The 22,696-nt window shown below is 70.6% G+C and carries 24 protein-coding genes and 2 tRNA genes; 17 read left to right on the top strand and 9 right to left on the bottom strand.

What is annotated here, in order from left to right:
* Positions 1-86: 86 nt before the first annotated feature.
* On the bottom strand, positions 87-686 hold the full coding sequence (locus tag FFT21_RS26565) for a Scr1 family TA system antitoxin-like transcriptional regulator (RefSeq protein ID WP_192909770.1): 600 nt from the start codon (positions 684-686) through the stop codon (positions 87-89).
* A gap of 151 nt (positions 687-837) precedes the next feature.
* On the opposite strand from FFT21_RS26565, the gene FFT21_RS26560 reads away from it, so the two are divergent.
* The 7 genes from FFT21_RS26560 to FFT21_RS26530 all read left to right on the top strand — a co-directional run bounded on the left by FFT21_RS26560 (position 838) and on the right by FFT21_RS26530 (position 5,639).
* On the top strand, positions 838-1,296 hold the full coding sequence (locus tag FFT21_RS26560; protein WP_137816661.1) for a hypothetical protein: 459 nt from the start codon (positions 838-840) through the stop codon (positions 1,294-1,296).
* Between the two features lie 213 nt (positions 1,297-1,509).
* On the top strand, positions 1,510-1,728 hold the full coding sequence (locus tag FFT21_RS26555) for a hypothetical protein (RefSeq protein ID WP_137816660.1): 219 nt from the start codon (positions 1,510-1,512) through the stop codon (positions 1,726-1,728).
* A complete protein-coding gene (locus FFT21_RS26550) occupies positions 1,725-2,381 on the top strand; it encodes a DUF3558 family protein (protein ID WP_137816659.1) in 657 nt (218 codons plus the stop codon). Before FFT21_RS26555 ends, FFT21_RS26550 begins: the two co-directional genes overlap by 4 nt.
* Positions 2,382-2,541: 160 nt before the next feature.
* Entirely contained in the window at positions 2,542-2,940 is a 399-nt protein-coding gene (locus FFT21_RS29350; RefSeq protein WP_192909769.1) for a PE domain-containing protein, read from the top strand.
* A complete protein-coding gene (locus tag FFT21_RS30810; protein WP_225978789.1) occupies positions 2,937-3,548 on the top strand; it encodes a DUF3558 domain-containing protein in 612 nt (203 codons plus the stop codon). The genes FFT21_RS29350 and FFT21_RS30810 overlap by 4 nt, the downstream gene beginning before the upstream one ends.
* 1 nt (position 3,549) lies before the next feature.
* Positions 3,550-4,815: a PPE domain-containing protein gene (locus FFT21_RS30435; protein WP_192909767.1), complete on the top strand. Its 1,266-nt coding sequence runs from the start codon at positions 3,550-3,552 to the stop codon at positions 4,813-4,815.
* 53 nt (positions 4,816-4,868) lie between these two features.
* Entirely contained in the window at positions 4,869-5,639 is a 771-nt protein-coding gene (locus tag FFT21_RS26530) for an ESX secretion-associated protein EspG (protein ID WP_192909766.1), read from the top strand.
* A 2-nt stretch (positions 5,640-5,641) separates the two neighbouring features.
* Here FFT21_RS26530 and FFT21_RS26525 read toward each other — a convergent pair whose 3' ends face one another.
* The 3 genes from FFT21_RS26525 to FFT21_RS26515 all read right to left on the bottom strand — a co-directional run bounded on the left by FFT21_RS26525 (position 5,642) and on the right by FFT21_RS26515 (position 9,570).
* Positions 5,642-6,805 carry a lactate 2-monooxygenase gene (locus tag FFT21_RS26525; protein WP_225978788.1) on the bottom strand — a complete coding sequence of 388 codons (1,164 nt, stop codon included), beginning with the start codon at positions 6,803-6,805 and terminating at the stop codon, positions 5,642-5,644.
* Positions 6,806-6,924: 119 nt separating this feature from the next.
* A complete protein-coding gene (locus tag FFT21_RS26520) occupies positions 6,925-8,031 on the bottom strand; it encodes a tetratricopeptide repeat protein (RefSeq protein ID WP_137816655.1) in 1,107 nt (368 codons plus the stop codon).
* 93 nt (positions 8,032-8,124) lie between these two features.
* Positions 8,125-9,570: an MFS transporter gene (locus FFT21_RS26515; RefSeq protein ID WP_225978787.1), complete on the bottom strand. Its 1,446-nt coding sequence runs from the start codon at positions 9,568-9,570 to the stop codon at positions 8,125-8,127.
* Between the two features lie 232 nt (positions 9,571-9,802).
* Here FFT21_RS26515 and FFT21_RS26510 point away from each other — a divergent pair, with 232 nt between their 5' ends.
* Together FFT21_RS26510 and FFT21_RS26505 are read left to right on the top strand one after the other, a co-directional pair.
* Complete coding sequence (locus tag FFT21_RS26510) at positions 9,803-11,059, top strand: Bcr/CflA family multidrug efflux MFS transporter (RefSeq protein WP_137816653.1); 1,257 nt, start codon at positions 9,803-9,805, stop codon at positions 11,057-11,059.
* Between the two features lie 127 nt (positions 11,060-11,186).
* Complete coding sequence (locus tag FFT21_RS26505) at positions 11,187-11,636, top strand: MarR family winged helix-turn-helix transcriptional regulator (RefSeq protein WP_225978786.1); 450 nt, start codon at positions 11,187-11,189, stop codon at positions 11,634-11,636.
* Positions 11,637-11,679: 43 nt separating this feature from the next.
* Here FFT21_RS26505 and FFT21_RS26500 read toward each other — a convergent pair whose 3' ends face one another.
* A complete protein-coding gene (locus FFT21_RS26500) occupies positions 11,680-12,912 on the bottom strand; it encodes an NAD(P)/FAD-dependent oxidoreductase (protein ID WP_137816652.1) in 1,233 nt (410 codons plus the stop codon).
* 441 nt (positions 12,913-13,353) lie between these two features.
* On the opposite strand from FFT21_RS26500, the gene FFT21_RS26495 reads away from it, so the two are divergent.
* On the top strand, positions 13,354-13,572 hold the full coding sequence (locus FFT21_RS26495; protein ID WP_137816651.1) for a hypothetical protein: 219 nt from the start codon (positions 13,354-13,356) through the stop codon (positions 13,570-13,572).
* A gap of 790 nt (positions 13,573-14,362) precedes the next feature.
* On the opposite strand, the gene FFT21_RS30430 is transcribed toward FFT21_RS26495, so the two are convergent.
* A complete protein-coding gene (locus FFT21_RS30430; protein WP_192909765.1) occupies positions 14,363-15,607 on the bottom strand; it encodes a helix-turn-helix domain-containing protein in 1,245 nt (414 codons plus the stop codon).
* A gap of 530 nt (positions 15,608-16,137) precedes the next feature.
* Between FFT21_RS30430 and orn the strand changes: the two genes are divergently transcribed.
* Positions 16,138-16,746: an oligoribonuclease gene (gene orn / locus FFT21_RS26480; RefSeq protein ID WP_137816648.1), complete on the top strand. Its 609-nt coding sequence runs from the start codon at positions 16,138-16,140 to the stop codon at positions 16,744-16,746.
* An 85-nt stretch (positions 16,747-16,831) separates the two neighbouring features.
* Positions 16,832-16,907, top strand: a tRNA-His gene (locus FFT21_RS26475).
* 63 nt (positions 16,908-16,970) lie between these two features.
* On the opposite strand, the gene FFT21_RS26470 is transcribed toward FFT21_RS26475, so the two are convergent.
* Complete coding sequence (locus FFT21_RS26470) at positions 16,971-18,089, bottom strand: L,D-transpeptidase (protein WP_225978785.1); 1,119 nt, start codon at positions 18,087-18,089, stop codon at positions 16,971-16,973.
* 327 nt (positions 18,090-18,416) lie between these two features.
* Here FFT21_RS26470 and FFT21_RS26465 point away from each other — a divergent pair.
* Positions 18,417-18,489: transfer RNA gene (locus tag FFT21_RS26465), tRNA-Lys, on the top strand.
* Between the two features lie 134 nt (positions 18,490-18,623).
* Complete coding sequence (locus FFT21_RS26460; RefSeq protein ID WP_137816646.1) at positions 18,624-19,541, top strand: tyrosine-type recombinase/integrase; 918 nt, start codon at positions 18,624-18,626, stop codon at positions 19,539-19,541.
* A gap of 497 nt (positions 19,542-20,038) precedes the next feature.
* On the opposite strand, the gene FFT21_RS26450 is transcribed toward FFT21_RS26460, so the two are convergent.
* On the bottom strand, positions 20,039-20,422 hold the full coding sequence (locus tag FFT21_RS26450) for a hypothetical protein (protein WP_137816645.1): 384 nt from the start codon (positions 20,420-20,422) through the stop codon (positions 20,039-20,041).
* Positions 20,423-20,765: 343 nt separating this feature from the next.
* Here FFT21_RS26450 and FFT21_RS26445 point away from each other — a divergent pair, with 343 nt between their 5' ends.
* From FFT21_RS26445 to FFT21_RS26435, 3 genes are all read left to right on the top strand, one after another.
* Positions 20,766-21,638, top strand: a complete 873-nt coding sequence (locus FFT21_RS26445; protein WP_137816644.1) for a helix-turn-helix domain-containing protein — start codon at positions 20,766-20,768, stop codon at positions 21,636-21,638.
* Positions 21,635-21,838: a DUF397 domain-containing protein gene (locus FFT21_RS26440; RefSeq protein WP_137816643.1), complete on the top strand. Its 204-nt coding sequence runs from the start codon at positions 21,635-21,637 to the stop codon at positions 21,836-21,838. The genes FFT21_RS26445 and FFT21_RS26440 overlap by 4 nt, the downstream gene beginning before the upstream one ends.
* Positions 21,839-22,076: 238 nt before the next feature.
* The gene (locus FFT21_RS26435; protein ID WP_137816642.1) at positions 22,077-22,313 is read left to right on the top strand and encodes a site-specific DNA-methyltransferase; all 237 of its coding nucleotides are present in this window, start codon (positions 22,077-22,079) and stop codon (positions 22,311-22,313) included.
* Between the two features lie 16 nt (positions 22,314-22,329).
* Here the strand turns inward: FFT21_RS26435 and FFT21_RS26430 are convergent.
* Positions 22,330-22,696, bottom strand: a 367-nt coding sequence (locus tag FFT21_RS26430) for a transposase family protein (RefSeq protein ID WP_137816641.1), incomplete at its 5' end; no start/stop codon positions are given.

The following is a 22,696-nucleotide window of genomic DNA, read 5'->3' as shown; positions in this document are numbered from 1 at the left end:
AAGAACTGGAAGATACTTGCCACCGGCTTTCGAGGGCGCCTCGCCGAGCTTCCGAATGTCATCCGAATCGTCACCGCACTGGAGTTCTACCGACTTGGCTGGTAAGGGCTCTGAATAACGCTCATTGTCTCGCTTCCGCCGATGACCCGACGGAGCGCATACTCGTTGAAGATCACCTCGAGCCGGGCCGGCGGCGGGTCCGTGCGGGTGAGCACTGCTTGGCGCGACAGCCTTGCGTGCACCTGGCGTTCTATCTCCTGGTCGTCGGCATCGGGCTCCCACGCCCGAATCACCGCTCGGGTGTACTCCGCAGTTTGCAGTAGTCCGGTGATGCACTCCGTCTCATAGATCCGAAGGTCACAGGCCGCCGATTCCAACGCCAGAAACCGGCGAAACCATCGCGGAACAGCGTCCCGATAGGACAGACGCGTCCGTGAACGGCGCCGTGCGGCGAGTTCAAGGACAGCCTCAGCGTCCTCGTCAGAAGCGCCGTAAAAGTCCAGAAGTAACTGAACCTCGTCGGGTTTGATACCCAGCTTGCCGTGCTCGATCTTGCTGATCCTCGGTTGCCCGCAATCAAGATGCTCCGCCGCCTCGGTCGTCGTCCTGCCGGCCGCTTCCCGGAGGCGGCGTAGCTCGCTGCCGAGCTGTATCCGATGGACGATCGGGTCTTCGCGATTTGCCACCACAGAACCTCCGGCACGGACGTGATCAGCGGATCAGCGCAAGTCTGCTCGCCTACGGAGAGTCATCCCAGCCTTCCTTCGATCGGATGACGCCGCACGAAGCTATTCCATGATAGTTTCCATTCCACTTAGTGATCCGCCAGGGGGATACATGGCAACAGCGCCGTTCGGGCAGCGGGACGTGACGTACTTCTACCGCCGCGTGGAGGGCTTCGTGCCTGGTGGAAGCACATGCCACTCGCAGATCGAACTCAGCGGCGATGGGCGATGGCTGCTGCTGCGGCTGGCCTCCACCGTCCGCTTCACGGTCGCGTTGAGCGGAAGCTCGGCCCGCGCCCTGCTCCACGCGCTGCGCACCAGCGGCAGCGCCCAGATCCCCGTGACACATGAGGACCACGGCCCGCGCCTGCTGCGCGTCGGACCGCACGCCACACCGGAAGAGTTGCCCGTCATCGAACGCGGGGTGTGCCGAACATCCGGGGCTCCGGCGATGGAACTGGCCCTAGACCTGCCGCAGCGGCAGAGTCTTCGGCTGATCTTCCCGCCGTCCCGGCTTCGCCGGCTGATCTGCGAGTTGGCCACGGCTTACCTGCAACTCGTCCACGACTGATCCACACCACCTGCCCGTGAGCCCATCGGGGTTCACGGCCCTGTGTCGCGGCCCGGTTCCTCGCCGACAACACCACCGGGCCGTCGTGGTCGGCGGCGCGCGCCGTCTGGCGGCGTCCAGCCCCACGGTCACCCCTTCCCTGGCGCCGCCGTGCCGCGCCGCCGACCACTCCCCGCTTCTCAATCCCGCACGCCAACACCTCAGGAGGATTCCGTGCGCGACCCCGGTCTCATGCCCCCGGGAACCTGGTGGGCCTACTACGCGGACCACCACGGTCGGCGCTGTGTGCTGACCATCAGCATCGAGCACCCCGACCTGCTGCTCACCACCGCCGGCGGCACCGTACTGCGCTTCACCTGCCCCGAGGCCGGCATGTTGCTGGAAAACCTCGACGCGGCCGTCGCTCATCTCACCACGGGCGGCCGGCCATGAAGCGCCGCCTGCTGGTCCTGCTCCCCGTGTTCGCCATGGCCGCATGCACCCATGCCGTCTCCGGTCACCCCGTGGCGGCTCCCAGCCCGCAGCTCGCGGTGTCCACAACGGCCAGCCCGGACACCACGACCGCCACGACCGCCGTGGTGACCACGCCCCCCGACGCGCTGTTCGACCCGTGCCATGCGGTGAGCTGGGGCGACTTCCCCCCTGCGGTGCGGCCCGCCGACGAGCATCCCGCGGAACGCACGAACCCCAAAGAGGGCGCTCGGTTCACGATCGCCTGCAACTTCGACAACAGCGCCAGTCAGGGATCGGTCTCCCGCCCCGGCGATCCCGAACCACCGACCGCGCACGCGGAGTTGGTGCCGTTCCTGGCCACGGTGGTGTGGGGACCGGAACTGGACCCGGCGGACATTCAGTCCTCGGAAACGCAGAGCATCACCGTTGCCGGGAAGCCTGCTGCCCTGCGGCGTGCCACCTTCCGCCCCGCAGCCACCGAGCACGTGCGCGGGGGCCAGATGTGCATCGTGATCATTCGTCTGTCCCGCGGCTCCGCCGGCGTCACGCTCTCCAACAGCCGCTTCCCCGGCGTCGATCCCTGTGAGGTGGTGATCGCGGTCGCCACGGCCCTCGCCCGCCGCGTCCCCTGACGGGCGGCCGCGACCTACAGCCCGCTGACCTGGCTCTTCACGCGGAACCAACAGGCATCGTGCTCCGTCCAAGTGTGCGGGTTTGCTCATACCCGGCCCGGGTGTCGGCCGGTTGTGGCACGATCTCCCTAGCTCGGATGCCTTGGAGGGGGCGAGGACGGTGTTGTTGAAGGACGGTGGCGGCGGTAGCCCGTGGTACAGCGACATGGTCAGCTTCAAGGCCGACACACCCTCGGGCCAGCAGACCTTCATGGTCTCCCGCGACGGCGTACAGACCTTGATCAAAGGTCTGCAAGATGCTTACGACAAGTTGCAGGAACTGTACGACCAGTCCTACAGCCTCAGAGAAGTTGGTCCACCCGGTGGCGACCCCTATAGCGGCCAGGCGGCAAACACGATCAAGCATGTCGCGGGCGATGACCCGGGCGGCTACGGATGGGCCAACAAGCAGGCACAGCAAGCGTTGAAGAACACGATCGCCAATTTGCAGGCCAGCGCATCCGGCTATCAGAACGCCGAGGACGCGAATCGCCAGAAATTCGGAGGAATCCAGTCGTGAGACTGAGGACGGTGGCGCTCGTGCTCGGCGCCGCAGCCGTGACAGTAGCTGGCTGTTCTTCGACACCGGGGCAGCCGTCTCCCATCACATCGGGAATCGGCGCCTCGGAGTCCAGTGCGCCGTCGAGCTCTGATAGCGGCGTTCCTCCCGTGACACAGCCTACGCTCAACCTGTCAAAGTATGAGAGTGACCCGTGTAGTGCGCTGACTGCGAGCCAGCTGACACCCTTCGGAGCCTCTACCTCGGGTTCTCGCGGCGAATCGGCGGTGGGACCTCAGTGCCGATGGAGGTCGCCCGACGCATTCAATGGCACCACCGTCACGGTATCCGTACTGACAAAGGCCCACGGATTAGAGGGAATCTATCAAAATCGAGATAAATTCCCGGTATTCCGTCCGACGCAGGTGAGCGGCTATCCAGCTGTCGATGGCGACATCACTGACGCTGCACACGGCGAATGCACGACAGGGGTCGCGACTTCGCAGGGTGCCGGGTTCCAGGTTGCCGTCCATGTGCAGAATGAAACCTCCGCTCAATACAAGACACCATGCACAGTCTCGGAACAGGTCGCTCAGATCGTTATTGGGAATCTGAAGGGGGGCGGCTGAGGTGGGTACTCCGAGACCCCAGGGTTGGGACGCCGAGACGATCTACGACTGGCTCCACAAGGGCAAGGGGCCGCAGCAGACCACTGATATCAACTATCAGCAGTGGGACACGCTGGCCAACGGGCATCTCGACGTGCGGGACACGATCGAGAACGCGCTGAAGAACTCCAAGGCCACCTGGGAGGGCCAGGCGGCCGACTCGGCGCACGGGTCGATCTCGCCGCTGGGCGAGTGGGCGGATGTCACCGGCAGCTCGGCGAATAACGTGGCAAGCAACGTCGCCAGCCAGAGCGGGGCGTTCCGCGACGCGCAGAGCAAGGTCGGTCCGCCCCCGAATGTGCCGGACAAACCCTGGTACAACGACTGGGTCCCGTGGTCAACGGACTACGACGACGCCATGCAGAAGAAGCAGGATGCCGACAACCAGGCCATCCAGGCGCTGACCGAGTACGGCAACAGCACGACGACCAACATGGGCAGAATGCCGCAGTTCACCGCGCCCACCGCGATGCAGGTCGACGTGCAGCAGCCGGGTACCGGCGGCCCCGGTGGCGGTGGCCCCGGCGGTGGCGGTTCCGGTGGCGGCGTTCCGGGCCCCGGCGGCGGCGGTCCGGGCTACGGCGGCCCCGGCGGCATCGGCGGCGGCGGTTGGACCCCGCACGGCGGCGGCCCGAACACCCCCGGTTACCCCGGGCCGGGCGGCGACACCAACCCCGGCGGCTGGAACCCGGGCGGTTCGACCAACCCGTCCGGCGCGGGCAACTGGCCGCCCGGGACGGGCCCCGGCGGCAGCGACCCGTACGGCAATCCCGGCGATTACGGCGGCTACCGGGGTTCCGACCGGTCCGGCGGGCCTGGCGGCGGCGCCGGCGGGTACCCCGGCTTCGGGCCGGGCGGTTTCGGTGGCGGTGAGGACGAGTACCGGGCCGGTCGCGGCTACGGCGGCAGGACCGGCGGCCTGGGCGCGGGTGGGGCCAGCGGGGCCGGTGGATCGGCCGGCCGGTTCGGGTCGGGCAGCGGAAACCTCGGCGCGGGCGCCGCGTCGGGCGCGGCGGCCGAGGAAGCGGCGGCGGCGCGCGGCATGGGTCCCGGTGGCGCCACGGGCGGCCGTGGCGCGGCCGGCGCCATGGGCGGCCCGATGGCCGGCGGCCGGGGCGGCAAGGGCGGCGAGGACTCCGAGCACCAGCGGCCCGGTTACCTGGTCGAGACCGAGGACGTGTTCGGCGACGGCCAACTCGTCGCGCCGCCCGTCATCGGCGAAGACTGAACCGCCGCATCCGACCACCGTCCACAACAGACCAAGTGAAAACAGGGGGGACCGTGCTGCGGTCCAGAATCACCATCTCGGCCCTGGCCTACGACGTGGCCTGGGAGTCCGAGCGGCTGCCGGACAAGCACCGCGCGCTGCTCACCCCGTCCCCGGGAACCACCTACGAGGAGCGGGCCGAACTGGAGCGCAGGGCACTCGCCGAGCTGGCGTCCCTGGGGTTGGCGCGCGGCGAGCAGATCCACCCGGACCTGCTCGCCGCGCTGCGGCTGATCGCCCGCGCACACCAGGAGTTCTACGGCTGGTGGCATGCGGCCGAGAGCGACACCGTGTCCGCCGTCGTCGCGGTGTCCGGCGAGGACGCCGTGCGCGCGGTGCTGCTGAACAACCAGCTCACCCTGGAGCCGGTGCGGGCGGCGGGCGCGGCCGACGCGCTGGTCGCGCTGCTCCCCCAGGCGCCGGCGGGCCGGGGCAGCGCCATCTCCATGCCGGAGGACGAGGTCGGCGGGAGCGCCGGCGACGGCCCCGGGTACGGCGGCGGGGTGATGGTGTCCGCGAGTACCAGCGTCAACGCGTCCACCGCGCAGTTGCGCCGGCTGCTCGACCAGCCCCGCACCGGCGGCGGCCAGCTCTACGCCGCGAGCCGGGACCACCTGGGCCGCAAGCATCGCGCGCCGGGCCCGGTCACCTACTTCGACACGGCCGCCGGCCGGTACGTCGCGGTGCGCCGGCCCGGCTCCGACGGCCGGGCCTGGGTGACCATCACCCCCGCCGATCCGAGCACCCTGGCCAGCCGGCTGACCGAGTCGCTGGCCACCCGCTGAGCTCAGAACCGGCGCAACGCGTCCGGGGTGAGTTCGGCGACGCCGCGGAAGCCGGCCAGGCCGAGCGTCAGGTCCAGGTCGGCGAGCAGGCCGCGAACCACGTGCCGCACCCCGGGCTCGCCGCCGTGCGCCAGGCCGTACGCGTACGGACGGCCGAGCAGCACGGCCCTGGCGCCGAGAGCCAGCGCCTTGATCACGTCGGCCCCGGTGCGCACGCCCGAGTCGAACAGCACCTCGATCCGGTCGCCGACCGCGGCGGCGATCTCCGGCAGCACGTCCAGCGCGCCCACCGCGCCGTCCACCTGGCGGCCACCGTGGTTGGACACCACGATCCCGTCCACCCCGGCGTCGGCGGCCTTCCGCGCGTCGTCGACGTGCAGGATGCCCTTGAGCACGATCGGGCCGTCCCAGTGCTCGCGCAGGAACGGCAGCCGCTCCCAGCTCTTGTCGGTGCCGGTGAACATCGGCACCCAGCGCAGCACCGCCGAGGTCAGGTCCTCCTCGGGGGAGCGCTCCAGGCCGGCGCGGAACACCGGGTCGGAGAACGGGATCGCGGTGCCCACGCCGCGGATGAACGGCACGTAGGCCTGGTCGAGGTCGTGCGGCCGCCAGGCCAGCGTCCAGGTGTCCAGGGTGACCACGAGCACCCGGAAACCGGACTTGCGCGCCCGGTCCAGGATGCTCATGCACACCTCGTCGTCGTTGGGCCAGTACAGCTGGAACCAGCGGGCGCCGTCGCCGCTCGCCTCGGCGACCTCCTCGATGCTGTACGAGGAGGCGGTGGAAAGGACCATCGGCACGTCGAGTTCGGCGGCGGCCCGTGCGGTGGCCAGCTCGCCGTCCGGGTGCACGATCGACTGCACGCCGATCGGGGCGAGCAGCACCGGCGCGGGCATCTCGGTGCCCAGCACGGTGGTGCCGAGGTGCCGGATGGTGGCGTCGCGCAGCATCCGCGGCACGATCCGCCACCGGTCGAACGCCTCCCGGTTGGCCCGCATCGTCGCGCCCGCGCCGGCCCCACCGGCCACGTACCAGAACGGGCCGGGGCCGAGCCGGCCGCGCGCCGACTCCTCCAACTCGTTGGGGTTGGTGGTGAACGGCGGCACCTGGCCGCCGAGGCCCTGGAGGTAGATCTCGTTCTGATAGTCCGCGGGCCTGCCAGCCACGATGCCGCTCCTCCCGGTCCCTTGGCCGCATCCTCGACGTCGAGAGCCGGCCATCCTCCTGCCGTCCGTCTACCACGTCGCCGGCAGCCGCGGAACCACCGGCGTCCGAAAATCCGCCGTCAGCCGGCCGGTCCGCGGGCGCGGCGGTGCCGCAGCACCAGCCGGCCGGGCACCGACACCGCCATGGCGAGCAGCGCGCACAGGCCGGCCGGCACCAGCGGTTGGACGGTGGCCATGCCGGCGACCACCGCGACGGTCCAGCCGGCCGTCACGAGCAGGGCGGCGCCGAGCAGCGCGGTGCCGAGCGCGAGCATCGGGCGTCGCCGCACCAGCCGGGCCACCGGCCGCAGCCCGCCGCGCGGCACCCGGCCCACGGTCCGCACGGTGACCGCGGCCAGCACCGCCAGCAGCGCGATCCCGCCCCAGCCGAGCCAGCGGCCCGACGCCGACTGCCCGGCGAGGACCAGCAGCAGCGTGCCGGCGGCCAGCACGCCGGCCAGGCGCACCAGCAGCCGCCACAGCACGCGCTCCGCACCCAGCGGCGGCGCGCCGGTGGGTGCGGCCGGTGCGCCGCGCCGCCGGGAAAGCCCGCGGGGAAGCCGGCGCGAGAACCGCCCGGAAGGCCGTCCGGGAAACCGCCAGGAGAGCCGCCGGGACCGCTGCCGGGTAAGCCTGGCCAGGTTGCGCCTGGCATGGTCGGCGTCCGGGTCGAGCCGCAGCGCCTTCCGGTACGCCCACTCCGCCGTGCCCCGGTCCCCGCCGCGCAACGCGATGTCGCCGAGCACCTCGTAGGGGCGCGGCTCGTCCGGCGCGAGTTCGCCGGCCCGCCGGGCGGCGCCGGCGGCCTCGGCGTCGTCGCCCTCCGGAGCGGCGGCCAGCACCTCGGCCAGCGTCACCTGGCAGCGCCACTCGCCCGGCTTGGCGCGCACCGCCTCCCGCGCGGCCACCGCCGCCTCGCCGTGCCGGCCGAGTTCGGACAGGGCCAGCGCGGCCACCCGGTGCGCCCATGCGGCGTCCACGCCGAGCGCGAGCGCCCGGGTCGCGGCGTCCAGCGCGCCCCCGGCGTCCCCGGCGTCGAGCCGTGCGGCGGCCAGCCGGCCCCACGCCTCGGCGTGGTGCGGGTGCGCGGCCACCACCGGGCCCAGCAACTCGACCGCCTTGCGTGCCCTGCCCGAGGCGGTCAGCTCGGCGGCCCGGAGCAGTACCGCCGTGATCGGGTCGGTCAACCGCTCTCCCTGCCCCCGGCAACGTGCATCGGCCCCAGTGTCGCAAGCGGACACCTCGCGGTGCGTCCCCGGCACGCCGGCCAGCGGTATCGGTCAACGGTCAACGGCGCGATGCCGGGGGGCCCGAACCGGTCGGGTGCCTGCCACTCGCAGGCGCCGGCTGGCCAGGCCGGTGACCAGCAGGACGGCGGCGATCCCGACCACGGCGGCGGCCATCCGGTGCAGGCCGGCGTCCGAGGGCGGCCCGGCGAAGGTGATCTCGATCAGGCCGGCGGCCACGTTCGCGCCGATGTACTGCGACGTGCGGTACAGCCCGGACGCCGCGCCCATCCGCTCGGCCGGCGCCGCCGCGTACAGCGCGGTCTGGTTGCCGATGTTGTTGAACCCGTTGGGCAGGCCGAGCAGCGCGGCCAGCAGTGCCAGCACCGCCACCGGCGTGCCCGCGCCGGTGCCCGTCATGGCCAGGCCGCCGGCCAGGAACGCGGCCGAACCAGTCACCAGCAGCGGCCGGGCGCCGCGCCACCGGGACAGCCGCGCGGCGGTGGCCGCGGTGATCGCGCCCAGGCAGGCGATGGGCAGCACCACCAGGCCCACCTCGGCCGGCGCGAGCCCCCTGCCCCGCTCCAGCCACGCCGGCAACCCGTAGAAGACGGCGTAGAAGGCCACGTAGGTGAGGGCGGTGCGCAGGTAGGTGGCGGTCAGCGCGCCGTTGCGGGCCAGCAGCCGCACGTCCAGGAACGGCGCGGCACAGCGCAGTTCGCGCACCACGAGCAGGCCGGCGAGCAGCACGGCGGCGGCGAGCGGCGGGGCGAGCCCGGACCACGACGGGTGGCCCGGCACGGAGAGCAGCGCCAGCATCAGCGCGCCCATGGCCCCGGCGAAGAGCACCATGCCGGCCACGTCCAGCCGGACCAGCACGTTCCGTACACCAACGGTTCCGGGCATGGCGGGCAGGAAGCGCACCGCGAACGCCGCCGCTGCCACCAGGAACGGGACGTTCACCAGAAAGATCGCCCGCCACCCGGCAAGCTGGACCAGCGCGCCGCCCAGCGCCGGTCCGAACGCGACAGTCACCTGGCCGGCGATGGCCAGCACACCCAACCCGCCCGCGGCGCCGGGCAGGCCCAGGCGGTCGGCCTCGGCGCGGATCATGGCCAGCCCGGCCGGATACGGGGCCGAGGTGCCGATGCCGAGCAGCACCCGCATGGCGATCAGCCAACCCATGGTGGGCGCGAACACGGCGGCCACGGCGGCGACCGCGGTCACCGCGAGCCCGCCGAGGAACACCCGCCGCGGGCCGACGAGGTCGGCGAGGCGTCCCATGGTCGGCGCGCCCACCGCGGTGGCCAGGTAGAGCGCGGAGATCAGCCAGGAGGCGTCGGCTCCGGCGTGGAACTCGTCCCGGATCTGGCCCAGCGCCACCGCCATCATCGACGAGTTGAGTGCCTGGAGCAGGGTGCCGAGCGCGATCGGCAGGACCAGCCGGGCGGGCAGCCCGGCGCCGGTGGCGTCCGGCCCGATCCGTGTCGACGCTGTCACCCGCGTGTCACGCCCCCGTAAGCCGATCATGTCCGCCGAGCCGAGGATAACTGTTTAGTTAGCATAGGGAAAATAGTTGGGCCTCGAGCATCGATCGGCGCTGTGGGTGCCCTCACCGGGCGGGAACAACACCGCGGGCGGCACGGTTGACGCGGGGGGCGGCCACTCGCGTCCCGCCGCTCAACAGCGCGGGGCCGATGCCAGGCAACCGCACGAACTGGGGAGTGCAGCGATGAGCGCGAGCCCGCGGGAAGAGTCACGGTGGCGGCGACTGCGCCGCGTGCTCATCCTCGGCGGGCTCACCGCGTTCGGACCCCTGTCCATCGACATGTACCTGCCCGCGCTGCCGGCGCTGGCCCGCGGCTACGGCGCGGCCGAGTCGGAGGTGCAACTCACCCTCACCGCGTGCGTACTGGGCATCGCGGTCGGCCAGGTCCTCGCCGGCCCGCTCAGTGACACGCTCGGCCGGCGCCGCCCGCTGCTGGCCGGCCTGCTGCTTTACACGGCGGTCTCGCTGCTGTGCGCGGTCGCTCCGTCCGTGCCGGCGCTGACCGCGCTGCGGCTGCTGCAGGGTCTCGGCGCGGCCGCGGGCATCGTGATCGCCCGCGCCGTCGTGCGCGACCTGCACTCCGGCGCGGCCGCCGCCCGGTACTTCTCCATGCTCATGCTGGTCGCCGGCGCGGCCCCGATCCTCGCCCCGGTGATTGGCGGGCAACTGCTGCGGCTGACGTCGTGGCGCGGCGTGTTCGTGGTGCTCGGCCTGTTCGGCGCGGTGCTGTTGCTGGCCGCCGGGCTGGGTCTGGCCGAGACGCTGCCCGCCGAGCGGCGCCGCTCCGGCGAGTTGGGCGACACGCTGCGCACCTTCGGCCGGCTGCTCACCGATCGGGTGTTCCTCGGTTACGCGCTGGCCAGCGGGCTCGCCTTCGCCGCGATGTTCTCCTACATCTCCGGTTCGCCGTTCGTGCTCCAGCAACTGTTCGGCCTGTCGCCGCAGGCGTTCAGCCTGGTGTTCGCAGTCAACTCGGTGGGCATCATGGTGTGCGGCCAGGTCAACGGCCGGCTGGTCGGCCGAATCGGACCTGCCCGGCTGCTGGTCTGCGGCCTGGTGGCGAGCAGCGTGGGCGGGTTGACGCTGCTCGCGGTCACCGCGGCCGGGTTGGGCCTGCCGGCGATCCTGCCGCCGCTGTTCGTCGTGGTGGCCAGCATCGGCTTCGTCATGCCGAACAGCACCGCGCTCGCCCTCTCCGACTACCCCCGGGCGGCGGGCTCGGCGTCGGCGCTGCTGGGCGTGGCCCAGTTCATTGTCGGCGCCGTCGCCGCGCCGCTCGTCGGTCTCGGCGAGGCCAGCGCCCTGCCGATGGCGCTCGTCATCGCCTGCCTCGGCGCCCTCGCCCTGTCGGCGTTCTTCTCGCTGACCCGGTCCCGCCGTAGCGCGGCGACCAGCGTAAACGCCGACCACGACCTGGCGAGGGCGTCCGCGGGCGAGTAAGAACCGTGTGATCCTGCCAGGACGGCTGAACCAGACCACCTCGCCGCCGCGTATCCAAGATCGCAAGCTGCAGCAGCGCTTGCGTGGGTGGTGGCGCCAAACGCCACGTCCTCAGGTGAGGTGTGCGATGACACTGGACGTGATGATGGAGAGTCCCTTAGTCGGCGATGTGGCTGGCAATCTTCGGGTTCTGGTGGGACGGCTGCTGCGCGCCCTGCAGGCACAGGACCCCGAGGACGGGCTGTCCATGTCCAAGGTGTCGGTGCTCAGCCGACTAGCCGACGACGGGCCGGCCAGCGCCAGCACACTGGCCTCCGCCGAGCGGGTCCGGCCGCAGTCGATGAGCGCGACGCTCGCCGCGCTGGAAGCCGAGGGGCTCGTCGCCCGCCGCCCGCACCCCACGGACCGGCGGCAGATCCTCATCGAGCTGACCGAGCAGGGCTGGCAGACCGCGCGGTCCGCGCGCCGCTCCCGGGAGGACTGGCTGACCAGGGTCCTCGAGTCCGAATACGACCAGGAGGAGCTGCGGCTGCTCAGCCGCGCGATCGAGCTGCTGGAACGGCTCGCCGAGCGCTGAGCCATCCCCGGAGGACCTCCCCGCGACGCCGGCTTCGGCGCGGTCAGAGCAGGGATGCGAGGTCGCCGGTGCGCAGCCGATCGGCCGGCACCGCGGCCTGCCGGTCCACCAGGGCCTGCAGCGTGTCCCCGTGGTCCCAGGAGTTGACGTTCATCGCGGCCCGGACGGACCCGTCGCGCAACCAGAACGCGATGAACTCGCGGGACGCCGGATCGCCGCGCACGACCAGCTCGTCCCGATCCGGATCGGCCAGGCCCCGGTACTCCAGGCCCAGGTCGTACTGGTCGGAGAAGAAGAACGGGCTCGCCCGGTACGGCGTGTCCTCGCCGAGCAGCGTACCCGCCGCGTGGGCTCCCTGGTCCTTCGCGTTCGCCCAGTGCTCCACGCGGACCTGGTGCCCGTAGCGTGGGTGGTCGTGCGCGGCGATGTCCCCGGCGGCGACCACGCCGGGCGCGGAGGTGCGTAGCGCGGCATCCACCGTGACTCCCCCACCGGGGACGTCGCCGGTGGTCCGGATGCCGGCCCGCTCGGCCAGCTCCAGCCGGGGCGCCGCGCCCACGCCGAGAAGCACGAGGTCGGCCGGGAGCTCGTCGCCGCCCACCAGCCGGACGGCGCGCACCCGGCCGTCCTCGCCGGCCAGCTCCCGGACGCCGGTGCCGAGCCGCCAGGCCACCCCGTGCTCGGCGTGCAGGTCGCGGAACACCGTGGCGATCCGCTCGCCGAGCACGTTGCGCAGCGGCAGCGCGGCCACGTCGAGCACGGTGACCTCGGTGCCGTGCCGGCGGGCCGCGGCGGCCACCTCGCAGCCGATCCAGCCGGCGCCGACGATGACCAGACGCCGGCCGGGCCGCAGCGCCTCGCGCAGCGCGAGCGAGTCGTCCAGGGTGCGTAGCAGGTGTACCCCGGCGAGGTCGGCGCCGGGGAGCGGCAGGGTGCGCGGCCGGGACCCGGTGGCCAGCAGCAGCCGGTCGTAGCGCAGCTCGCCGCCGCGGTCGTCGACGACCACGCGGTCGGCCGGCCGCACCTCCCGCACCTCGGTGCCGGTGCGCAGGTCGATGCCGCGCTCGGCGTAGGCGCTCTCGCCGGCCACCCAGGTCGGCGCGTCGGCGTCGCCGAGCAGCAGCGCCTTGGACAGGTCGGGCAGCTCGTAGGGTCGGTGCGGCTCCCGGCCCAGCAGCACCACCTCGCCGTCGAACCCGCGCTCCCGCAGGGTGATCGCGGCGGTCGCACCGGCCAGCCCGGCCCCCACGACGACAATCCGTTGCGGTTCGGTCATGTTCGTGTCCTCCCCGGACGCGTGGAGCATCCGCACATGCGACGCTAGCGGTGGCCGGTCGGCATCGCCGTCCGGCGCTCTGGGGAATTTTCCGTTGCCGCATCGACCAGGTCATTCGATCTCCGGTGTGGGAGCTAGGGTGGGCGCCCGCGCGCGGCCGGAGGTCGGCAGGGCAGGAGGCTCCCTCATGCGCGTGTCAGGCCCTGGTGCCCGAGGTGGCCACCGTGCGCGCTGTGCTCCCGCAGGCGTTCGCGTCATGCGGTGTCGCCGTGCGGCCCGCACCTTCGGTCGCCACACCGGCCGCTCGCACGGGCCTGGCGGCCCGTTTTCGCTGGGCCGGTTCCGCATGACGCGCGCCGGGGCCGTCAGGCCCGCGACCGGGGTGGCGGGCGGAGCCCTGCCGACCCGGTCGCGGGGGCGCGAAGTCGCGAGAAGGGAGACGTGGTGAGCCGCAGGGAGTGGGCGGTCAGCTGCCGGGACGTCGCCGGCCGGCGCCGGGACGTCACGGTGTTCGTCAGCCAGGGCCACGTGGTGCTGGTCGCGCCGCCGGGAGAGACGGCGATCCTGGAACCGCTGGAGGCCGGCCGGTTGCGCGCGGCGCTGCGAGCGGCCGCCGTGGACGCGTCCGTGGACGGCGACCAGGCCGAGGACGTGGAGTAGACCGTCCACTGTGGCTAGTCAGCGCCGGGAATCCCTGTGGGACCCCGTAGGTGGGGCGCGGATCAACCGGCACGCCGCGCCCCACCCACGGGCTTGTCACGCCCCGGCGAGGGTGGACGAGAGGGGGAGGGAACCCCCACCGGGGCGGGCATCACGACCTGGCCAGGAGGCCAGCGCGGGGACCAGGTTCCGCGATGCCCGGGTGCCGTCACGTCGAGGCCGCCACCACGGTGCGGCACCCAAGTTTGTCAAGCATTTGACTGGCTTGACGCCATGAACATTACCAGCGAACACCGGGTGTCAACAACCATTGACAAAAAATGACAACGCGGGATTGGCCACACTCCCCGACGGGCCGCCCCATACCCGAAAACACCGCCACGAGCACCGCATTCCCATCATTCGGGAAGGCGGCAGGGTTCCCCCGGGTGGCGGTCACCGAGGGCGATCCCGGACGTCGGACGCTGTGCCGTCACACTAGGGCGTGGCCATTTCGCCCCATTATGCCTGTCGAGACGTCCAGTTGGGCTAACGGTTTCCCGCTGCCGGCGACTTACCGTCAGGAATGCCAGTCTTCCGGACTACTCCTACTTGGCAAGTGAAGACAGCTCAACTACCTTCTGCGTACGCTCATCAGCGCAGAGCAGTACAGGCGGAGTGCGGTATGTCGACGAGGGCGTGGCCGCAGCCCATCGGTCGACTGGGGCCAGCCGGCACCGGGAGGCAAATCCGAGGCGGTGTGCCGGCAAGAACGCTGACCACCGGGACGCTCGGGTGCGCACGTACGCTGTCAACCGGTGGGCCGGCTGGGGGCACGCAGCGCGAACCGCGCGACATCTCGCCACATCACCGGGTCAACCACGTCGGTGCCGATCTTGTCCAGCAGGTTGGCCAGCTCCGTGCGGGCCACCGCGAGCCGGGCGTCGTCGCCCGCCTGGTTGGCGGCGCGGGCCATCAGCAGGCGGCAGCGGAGTTCGTCGTCGGCGTCCAAGGCGCCGGAGGCGAGCGCGTGCTCGGCCAGCCGCCAGCAGGCGTCGACGTCACCCCGGTGCAGCGCGAGTTCCGCCCGCAGCCCGTCGGTCTGCGCGGCCAGTTCCGAGCGCGGACCGGCCACCTCGGACTCCACCTGGTCCAGCGTCCTGGCCAGCTCGTCCAGGTCCGGGCCGGGCGAGCGGAGGGCCAGCGACACGGCCGCCAGTCGCAGCCGGTTGCGGAAAGTCGGGTCCGGGTCGGCGTCGTCGAGCAGGTCCAGCGCCCGGCGGATCGACTCACCCGCCGCCTGGTGCTCGCCCAACCGGCTCTCCACCTGGCCCCGCACCCACCACGCGGACACCGCCATCCGGTCGCCCTTGCCGGTGCCCGGCGCGTCGCCCAGCTCCTTGATCACCTGCTCCGCCTCGCCCAGCCGCCCCGATCTGGCCAGCTCCATGGCCAGGTAGACCCGGGCCCGCAGGCGCACCCGTTCCGCGCCGGGCGTGTCGTCGGCGGCGCTCAGCTCGAGCGCGGTGCGCATCGCCCGCACCGCATCGGCGGGCCGGCCCAGCCTGCGCAGCGCCTGTGCGCGGAACATCTCCACCTGCGCGTCCACGCCGCGTCCCGGGGACCACGCCTCGCCAAGTTCGTCGACGGCCCGCAGCAGGGTCTGCGGGTCGCTCTCCCGGGCAAGCAGGGCGGCCCTGGTCCACTGCGCGGCCCAGACGAACAGCTCGTCCTCCTGGCATCCGGCGAGCTCGCCGAGCAGGGCGATCGCGCGGCCCGGCTCGCCGCTCTGGTAGGCGAGCATCGCCTCGCACCACAGCAGCGCGGCCTCCTGGCGCGGGCTTCCCGACTCGCCCAGCAACTCGGTGGGCTCGATCCCGAGCACGGCGGCCAGCCGGGCCACCACCGCCGTGGACGGGACGCGGTCTCCCGACTCCAGGCGGGAGACGTAACTCATGGACACGCCTGGGCCGGCAAGATCCTTCTGGGCGAGGCCGCGGCGCTGCCGAAGCGAGCGCAGCCGGGCACCGAAGTTTCTTCCCGCGCGGGGCGCCACCGGCGGCTGCTGGGAGCGTCGCGCCTGTTGGTCATTCCCGTCACGCACTGCGGCTACCAATCGAACGGAGCTTGACGATGGTCATGAACCCTATAACCCGCGGCTTGACTGTGGCTGCCCTTTGTGTGGGCATCGTGGCGGGTGCGGCGGCGCCGGTGATGGCGGCGGGCACCTCCGCCACGGCCACCACGCCCACCTCCATCGACTGGCCACCGAGGGCCGCCACGCAGAGCGGGGCCGCCCCCGCCGCCATTGACTGGCCGACCCGGGCGAGCTGACCGCGTCTTCCGCTCAAGCGGTGCCGACCCGTCATGGCCGCCGCGGGACACGTCGGGCACGGCGCCTCCCTCCGTCCGGGGTGTCGCCGCGGCGGCGTTCGGCCCGGCGGGTACACCCCCGTTCGAATCACCGCGCCTGGTCCGTGTGGACCAGGCGCGTCGGTTCGTTCGGCAGCCTATGCCCGGCCGTGACGGGCGCCACCGCAGGTGGAACCGAGTGACCACGCTGCGTCGCGGACTAGGCTCGGCCGGGTGACTGATCGACTGGTCTGGATCGACTGCGAGATGACCGGCCTCGAGCTCGGCCGTGACGCGCTCATCGAAATCGCCGCGCTGGTCACGGACGGCGAGCTCAACGTGCTCGGCGAGGGCGTGGACGTGGTCATCCACGCCCCGGACGAGCTGCTCGACGGGATGCCCGAGGTGGTGCGCGAGATGCACGCGCGTTCCGGGCTGACCGAGGAGGTCCGCCGGTCGACGGTCACCCTCGCCGACGCCGAGCGGAAGGTACTCGACTACGTGCGCACCTGGGTGCCGGAGCCGCGCACCGCGCCGCTGGCGGGCAACTCGATCGCCACCGACCGCGGCTTCCTCGCCCGTGACATGCCGACGCTGGAGGCGCACCTGCACTACCGGATGGTGGACGTCTCCTCGATCAAGGAACTGTGTCGCCGCTGGTACCCCCGGGTGTACTACGTCCAGCCGGAGAAGGGGCTGGCCCACCGCGCGCTGGCCGACGTCCGGGAGTCGATCCGCGAGCTGGCCTACTACCGGCGCACCCTGTTCGTGCCGCTGCCCGGGCCGACGACCGAGCAGGCGCAGGCGGTGGCCGCGGAACTGCTGCGCGGGAGCACCGGCTGAGCGCCTCCGGCCGGCCGGTTTCTTCTCGCGTGCACCGGCACGCTACGATGTTTGCCGGCGCGGCCCGCAGGGGCCGTTCAACGTGGTGGGTGTAGCTCAGTCGGTAGAGCACTGGGTTGTGGTCCCAGGTGTCGCGGGTTCAAATCCCGTCACTCACCCCAGTCGACGGGTGGTTCCGGTTCGTTCGGAACCACCCGTTCGTGTTTGCGGGCCGCTTTCCGCGGTCAGCGGTCTCCGCCTCGGATCCACTGCTCCCACGGCATCTGCCAATCGCCCCAGCCGTCCCACGGCTGCAGCTCGGGCCCGCCGGAATTCGTGATGATCACCACATCTCCCGGCTTGGCCAGTCCGAAGAACCAGCGGGCCGCCTCGGTGCTCATGTTGATGCAGCCATGGCTGACGTTGCTGTAGCCCTGCTCGCCCACCGACCACGGGGCCGCATGCACGTACTCGCCGCCGTTGGAGATTCGGGTGGCCCACTGGACCGTGGTGCGGTAGCCGCCCGCGGAATACGCGAGGCCGAAGGTCATCGAGTCCATCACCACGTTCTCCCCCTTGTCGGAGACCACGTGAATCCCGTTGTTGGAGGGGAACGCCGGGCGGCCCAGCGAGATCGGGATGGTGCGCACCTCCCGGCCGTTGACCTCGACGGTCATCTGGTGCGTGGCACCGTCCGCGTGCGCCACCACCGCGTCCCCCACGGTGGCGGTGGCCCGCACGTCCGACTGCCCGAACACGCCGCCGCCGAGGTTCCTGCCGTACACGTCGGCCGAGATAGTGATCTTCGTGCCCGGCTTCCAGAACTCGCGCGGCCGCCACCGCAACTCCTTGTCGTTGAACCAGTGGAAGGCGCCCTCCACAGTGGGCACGGTCTCGATGCGGATAGCCCGTTCGGCGGCCGCCTTGTCGGTGACGGGCGTGTCGAAGGTGAACGCCAGCGGGTGCCCGATGCCGATGACCTCGTTGTCGCCCGGGTTGATCCACACCGACGCCTGCTTGTCCGGCTTCACCGTGGTGAAACTCGACGTGGCCGTCGCGGTGCGGCCGTCGATGCCGGTACCGGTGGCCCGGACCGTGTAGCCGCGGCCGTACCCCAGCGGCTCGGTGCTCGTCCACCGCCGCCCGTCCGGGCTGATCTCGCCGGCGACCCGCTTCCCTTCCGGATTGGTGACGACCACCTCGGTCAGCCGCCCGCCGGTGGCGGACACCGTGACCGGCTTATCCGGCTCGACGCCGGCGGCCTGGTCGGCGGGCAGGATCACCAGCCGCACGGACCCCGGCCCCGGGTCGGGCCCGCCTCCCCCGGTGCAGGCGGCGATGAGCACGGTCAGCACCCCCCACATGGCCGCGACACCGAGGCTTCCCCGTAGCGGTCCGTTACCGCCCCGAACAGCGGACTGCACCATCGGACAACCCCCCTCTGGCTCGTGACGACCGGCGAGTGCCGACACGAGGTAGGACAACCATGACAGGGGTCACCCAGTGCCGCCCGTTTCGCCCACCCACCGACCGGGTGGTACCTCCGTCACACCCGAACCGCTGCACACCGTCACGACCCCTTGCCCCACCCACCCCGTTGGGCCTACCGTCGGCTCGCTGACCAGCCGGTTGGTAGCCCGCGTGGACGCTGTGCTAACGTTCTTCGCGTCGCACGGCGAGAGACCGTGCGGGCGCCGTTAGCTCAACTGGCAGAGCAGCTGACTCTTAATCAGCGGGTTCGGGGTTCGAGTCCCTGACGGCGCACCCCAAGCCTCTGACCAGCCACTTTAGGTCACTCTCCCGATCTTCACCTCGGTGTACGCCGCTCCCAAAGCGGCTTATGTTTGGTGCTCATCCGACCTGGTTACCCAGGATCACGCACCACCGAGGTGAAGATCATGAACCCCGAGTCCTCCCTGAACATCGCGACCATCAGGGACTTCGAGCGAACCCTGCGGGTGGAGAACCGTTCTCCCCGCACGGTGGCCAACTATCGCGAGGCCTTGGACCAGCTGGCCGCGATGTATGAGGACCGGGATCTTCTCCTCCTATCCCAGCAGAACATCCAGGACTTCCTTGTCAAGGTGATGAACCGGACCTCGGCTGCAACCGCTGCCAATCGGTTTCGGGCGCTGCGGCGCTTCTACAACTGGGCGCAGCAGGAAGAGCTCATCGAGAAGTCGCCTATGGCACGGCTTCGCGAGCCCAAGGTCCCCGAGCGTCCGGTACCGATCGTCGTGGATGACGTGCTCAAGGCTCTCCTCTCAACCTGCCGCAGCCGCGACTTCCTGGACGTGCGGGACGAGGCCATGATCCGGCTCATGAGTGAGCCGGGTGGTCCTCGGCGCGAAGAGATCGTCGGCATCCGCCTGGAAGAGGTCGATCTCACCCAGGATCTTGTTCGCCTTGTGGGCAAGGGCGGCAAGATTCGAATGCTGCCCTTCGGTGCCCGGACCGGGCGAGCGCTCACCCGGTACCTCCGCGCTCGTACCAAGCACCCGCACGCCGCATCGATCATGCTCTGGCTTGCCGCACCCCGCGGCGGTCGGGGAAACGCCGGCCCGCTCACGACAACCGGCCTGTACCAGATGCTCAAACGTCGCTCGCGGCTCGCCGGGCTTGAAAAGCCCGTTCGCCCCCACCAGCTTCGCCACACCTCAGCCCACGTCTGGCTCGCCAACGGTGGCGGCGAGACGGATGCCATGCGGCTCTTCGGCTGGTCCACCCGAGCCATGCTCTCCCGGTACGGAGCCAGCGCCGCCGATGAACGCGCCCGCGCCGCCTCTCGTTCCCTTGCTCTCGGCGACCGGTTGTAGGAGTAGCTCGGGGGGCTCCGGGGAACCTTGTGTTTCGGGAGGTGAAGGTGACCGGGAATGAGCCTTCATGACCCGTACGGTCTCCGCGATCATGGACGAGGACAACCACATATCGGAGAAGCGTCTCCGCGCGCAGATCGCCGCTCATACGTCGTGGGCGGCAACGCCCGACCGGCAGGCACGCACTGCGCCGGGGACCCAGGCGTTCCTTGAGCGCTTCGAGCGTCTGGTTGATCCAGAACAGAAGCTCTGCCCGGAGGAGCGCCGCAAGCGCGCGCAGAGCCTTCTGCGAGCACATATGCAGCGCCTCGCGCTGCTGTCCATCCGGGCACGGAAGGAGCGAGGCCATCAGAAACAAGCGGGTTCGTTAGCCCTACACGGGTGGAGGGGATCAGCAGGGGCGTTGCTGATCCCCTCCAACTCACCGCCGCCGAGCCGTTGGGTGGATTCTGTGCGATCAGGCCAAACGAGGGCGGGCTCGGTCGGACGGTTCCTCACTACTCGAACTCGATAGGACCACCTCCCGAGTTGTTGACGCTGCGGGCCCGGGTCCCGCCGCGGACCATGCGAAGCGGCACTGCGGGCGGCTTGATGTTGTGCTTCTCGAAGATCGCGAGGTAGAGCTGGTCAAGCACCACGTGCACCGACCCGTACCTGTTCGCTGCTTGCTGCAGCTTGTCGATCGGAACCTCGCACCGTTCCTGCCCAAGCCCCTCCGGACCGCCGGTCTCCTGCCGCGGCCAGGTGAGATCCAGAAGGATGGTGCCCTTCTCCCGGTTGAGCATGGCGTGGAACCGCCAGTGCACCGGGATCTTCTCCGCAGGCGTCCGCTGGAACGGCGCCCGTTGTACCGACCATGTCCACGAGTCCGCCGCCGACATGGTCGTTGTGTACGTGAACAACTCCGCCTCCCCATTCCTCGCTTGGGGGGCGGCAGAGCCGGACGGCGTCGGGGACACAAACCCGTTCGCTCGGGGGACGAAGGGACCTGCTCGTCTATCCGGCCCTGCCGCTGCTTGAGGGGCGGACGGAGCCCGAGGGGATGCTCGCGTCTTCGCAGTCGACCCAGCACCCGAGCACCGGGCTCCATCCGCACCGTCGACTCTAGATCCTTGAATTTAGAGTCTCAACCGGTCCATTCGGGTGAACCCTCCCCGGTTCCGGACAGGCATCGGCCCGTAAGGTCATGCAGGTAGGACGTTGATCAGACGGAGGCAACGGTCCATGACGAAGAAGGTCATCACAACGTCGCGCAAGCGGCGCCTGGGCCGTGAGCTGCGCCGTCTGCGGGAAAATGCCGGCAAGACGATGAAGGACGCGGCGGAGCTGATCGGCGTCACGGTCGCGACCATCAGCAACATGGAGCGAGGCGTCCACCGCGTCCGCAAGGCCGAGCTCGCCGACCTGCTGGAGCTCTACGAGGCACCCGCCCAGACCCGCGAGACGCTTGAGGCCATGCGGCGGGACGCCAACAAGCGGGGCTGGTGGACCAAGTACGGCCCTGCCCTTCCCGAGTGGTTCCGCCCGTACGTTGACCTTGAGACCGACGCCGTCACTGTCCGGCACGTCGAGCTTGAACTCGTACCCGGCCTCCTGCAGACGCAGGAGTACGCGCGTGCCGTACACCTGGCCGCCCGGCACGTGACACCGGTTGACATGGTCGACCGCTCGGTCGCCGCACGCCTGGAGCGGCAGCAGCGCCTCACCGACTCACCGCCCCTTGAGGTCTGGGCGATCCTGAGCGAAGGCGTCATCCGCCGGGTCGTCGGAAGCGCCCACGTGATGGCCGAGCAGCTCCGCCACATGCTCACCTTGAACGAGCTTCCCAACGTGAAGGTGCAGATCCTCCCCTACAGCGCCGGCGCGCACTGCAGCATGGCCGGCTCCTTCTCGATCCTGGACTTCCGCGAGTACCCATCGGCGGTGTCCGTCGAGTACCCCGCCGGCGGCCTGACGCTTGAGGAGGACGAGGACATCGCCCGCTACAGCCTGATGTTCGACGACCTTCGCGCGCTGGCGCTCTCGCCTGCTGAATCTGCGAGGATGATTGCTGCAGTCGCCCAGGACCTTGAGCAACAAGGAAGGGATGCCCGTTGAGCCCTGACCTGACCACGGCCGTCTGGCGCAAGAGCAGCTACAGCCAGGGGCAGGCGCAGTGCGTGGAGGTTGCCTGCCTCCGCCATCGTGCCGCTGTCCGGGACTCGAAGAACCCGGACGGCAACGTGCTGGTGTTCGGCGTGGCCAGTTGGCGTGCCTTCCTCGCCATGCTTCGCGAGCACCGCCACGACCTGCCTTGAGCCGGCTGCCGCCTCGCAAGCACGAGGGGAGTGCTCTGGCCCGCCTGGCGCACCACCCTCGCCCATTAGATCTTGGCTCCGCCGCCGTTTGGTTCCCTCTCGGTGTTGACTGCCGCGTTTGCAGCAGCAAGTATGTCTCTCGCTCTCCTTCGGGGAGGCTGCGATCAGTTGGCCAAACGCCACGCCCGCCAGCGGTGCTGGCGAAGGAGCGAAGATGACCAACCGTAGACTTCCCGCCATGACCATGCACGCCGGCTTGGACCCACAGGTGTCAGATGATGGCCTCAAGGCCGAAGTGCGTCGGGGCGACGCTTACGACCTGTTCGCCACACTGCCGCCCAAGTCGGTGGACCTGATCCTCACTTCCCCACCCTATTGGGGACTGCGCACATACGATCTGGATCACAACAACGACATCCTTCAAGACTGGATCGTCCAGGGTGGTACCAAGGAAGTAACACCAACCACATCATGAGCGTTATTCAGAGCCCTTACCAGCCAAGTCGGTAGAACTCCAGTGCGGTGACGATTCGGATGACATTCGGAAGCTCGGCGAGGCGCCCTCGAAAGCCGGTGGCAAGTATCTTCCAGTTCTTGACATGGGCGATGCATCGTTCGACGGCAGAGCGCAGTGAGGAGATCATCTTGTTGTTTTCCTTGTCGCCGATAGAGAGCTCGCCACCCTTGGGTTTCTTGCGAGGCGTGATTGCGTGAGTTCCCTGGTAGGCAGGGTCAGCGATGACTGGGACATCGGCCAGAAGATCTTCCCAGCCGCACTCAGTAAACGATTTTCGGTCATGCATTGCCCCAGGCAAGGGTATCGATATTCCCAACAGGCCTCCGTTGGTATCGGCGGCA

This window comes from Gandjariella thermophila, assembly GCF_005405885.1.
Taxonomy (GTDB): Bacteria; Actinomycetota; Actinomycetes; order Mycobacteriales; family Pseudonocardiaceae; genus Gandjariella; species Gandjariella thermophila.
Note: the sequence above shows the minus strand (reverse complement) of the source record. Positions and strands in the feature narration are given on the sequence as shown.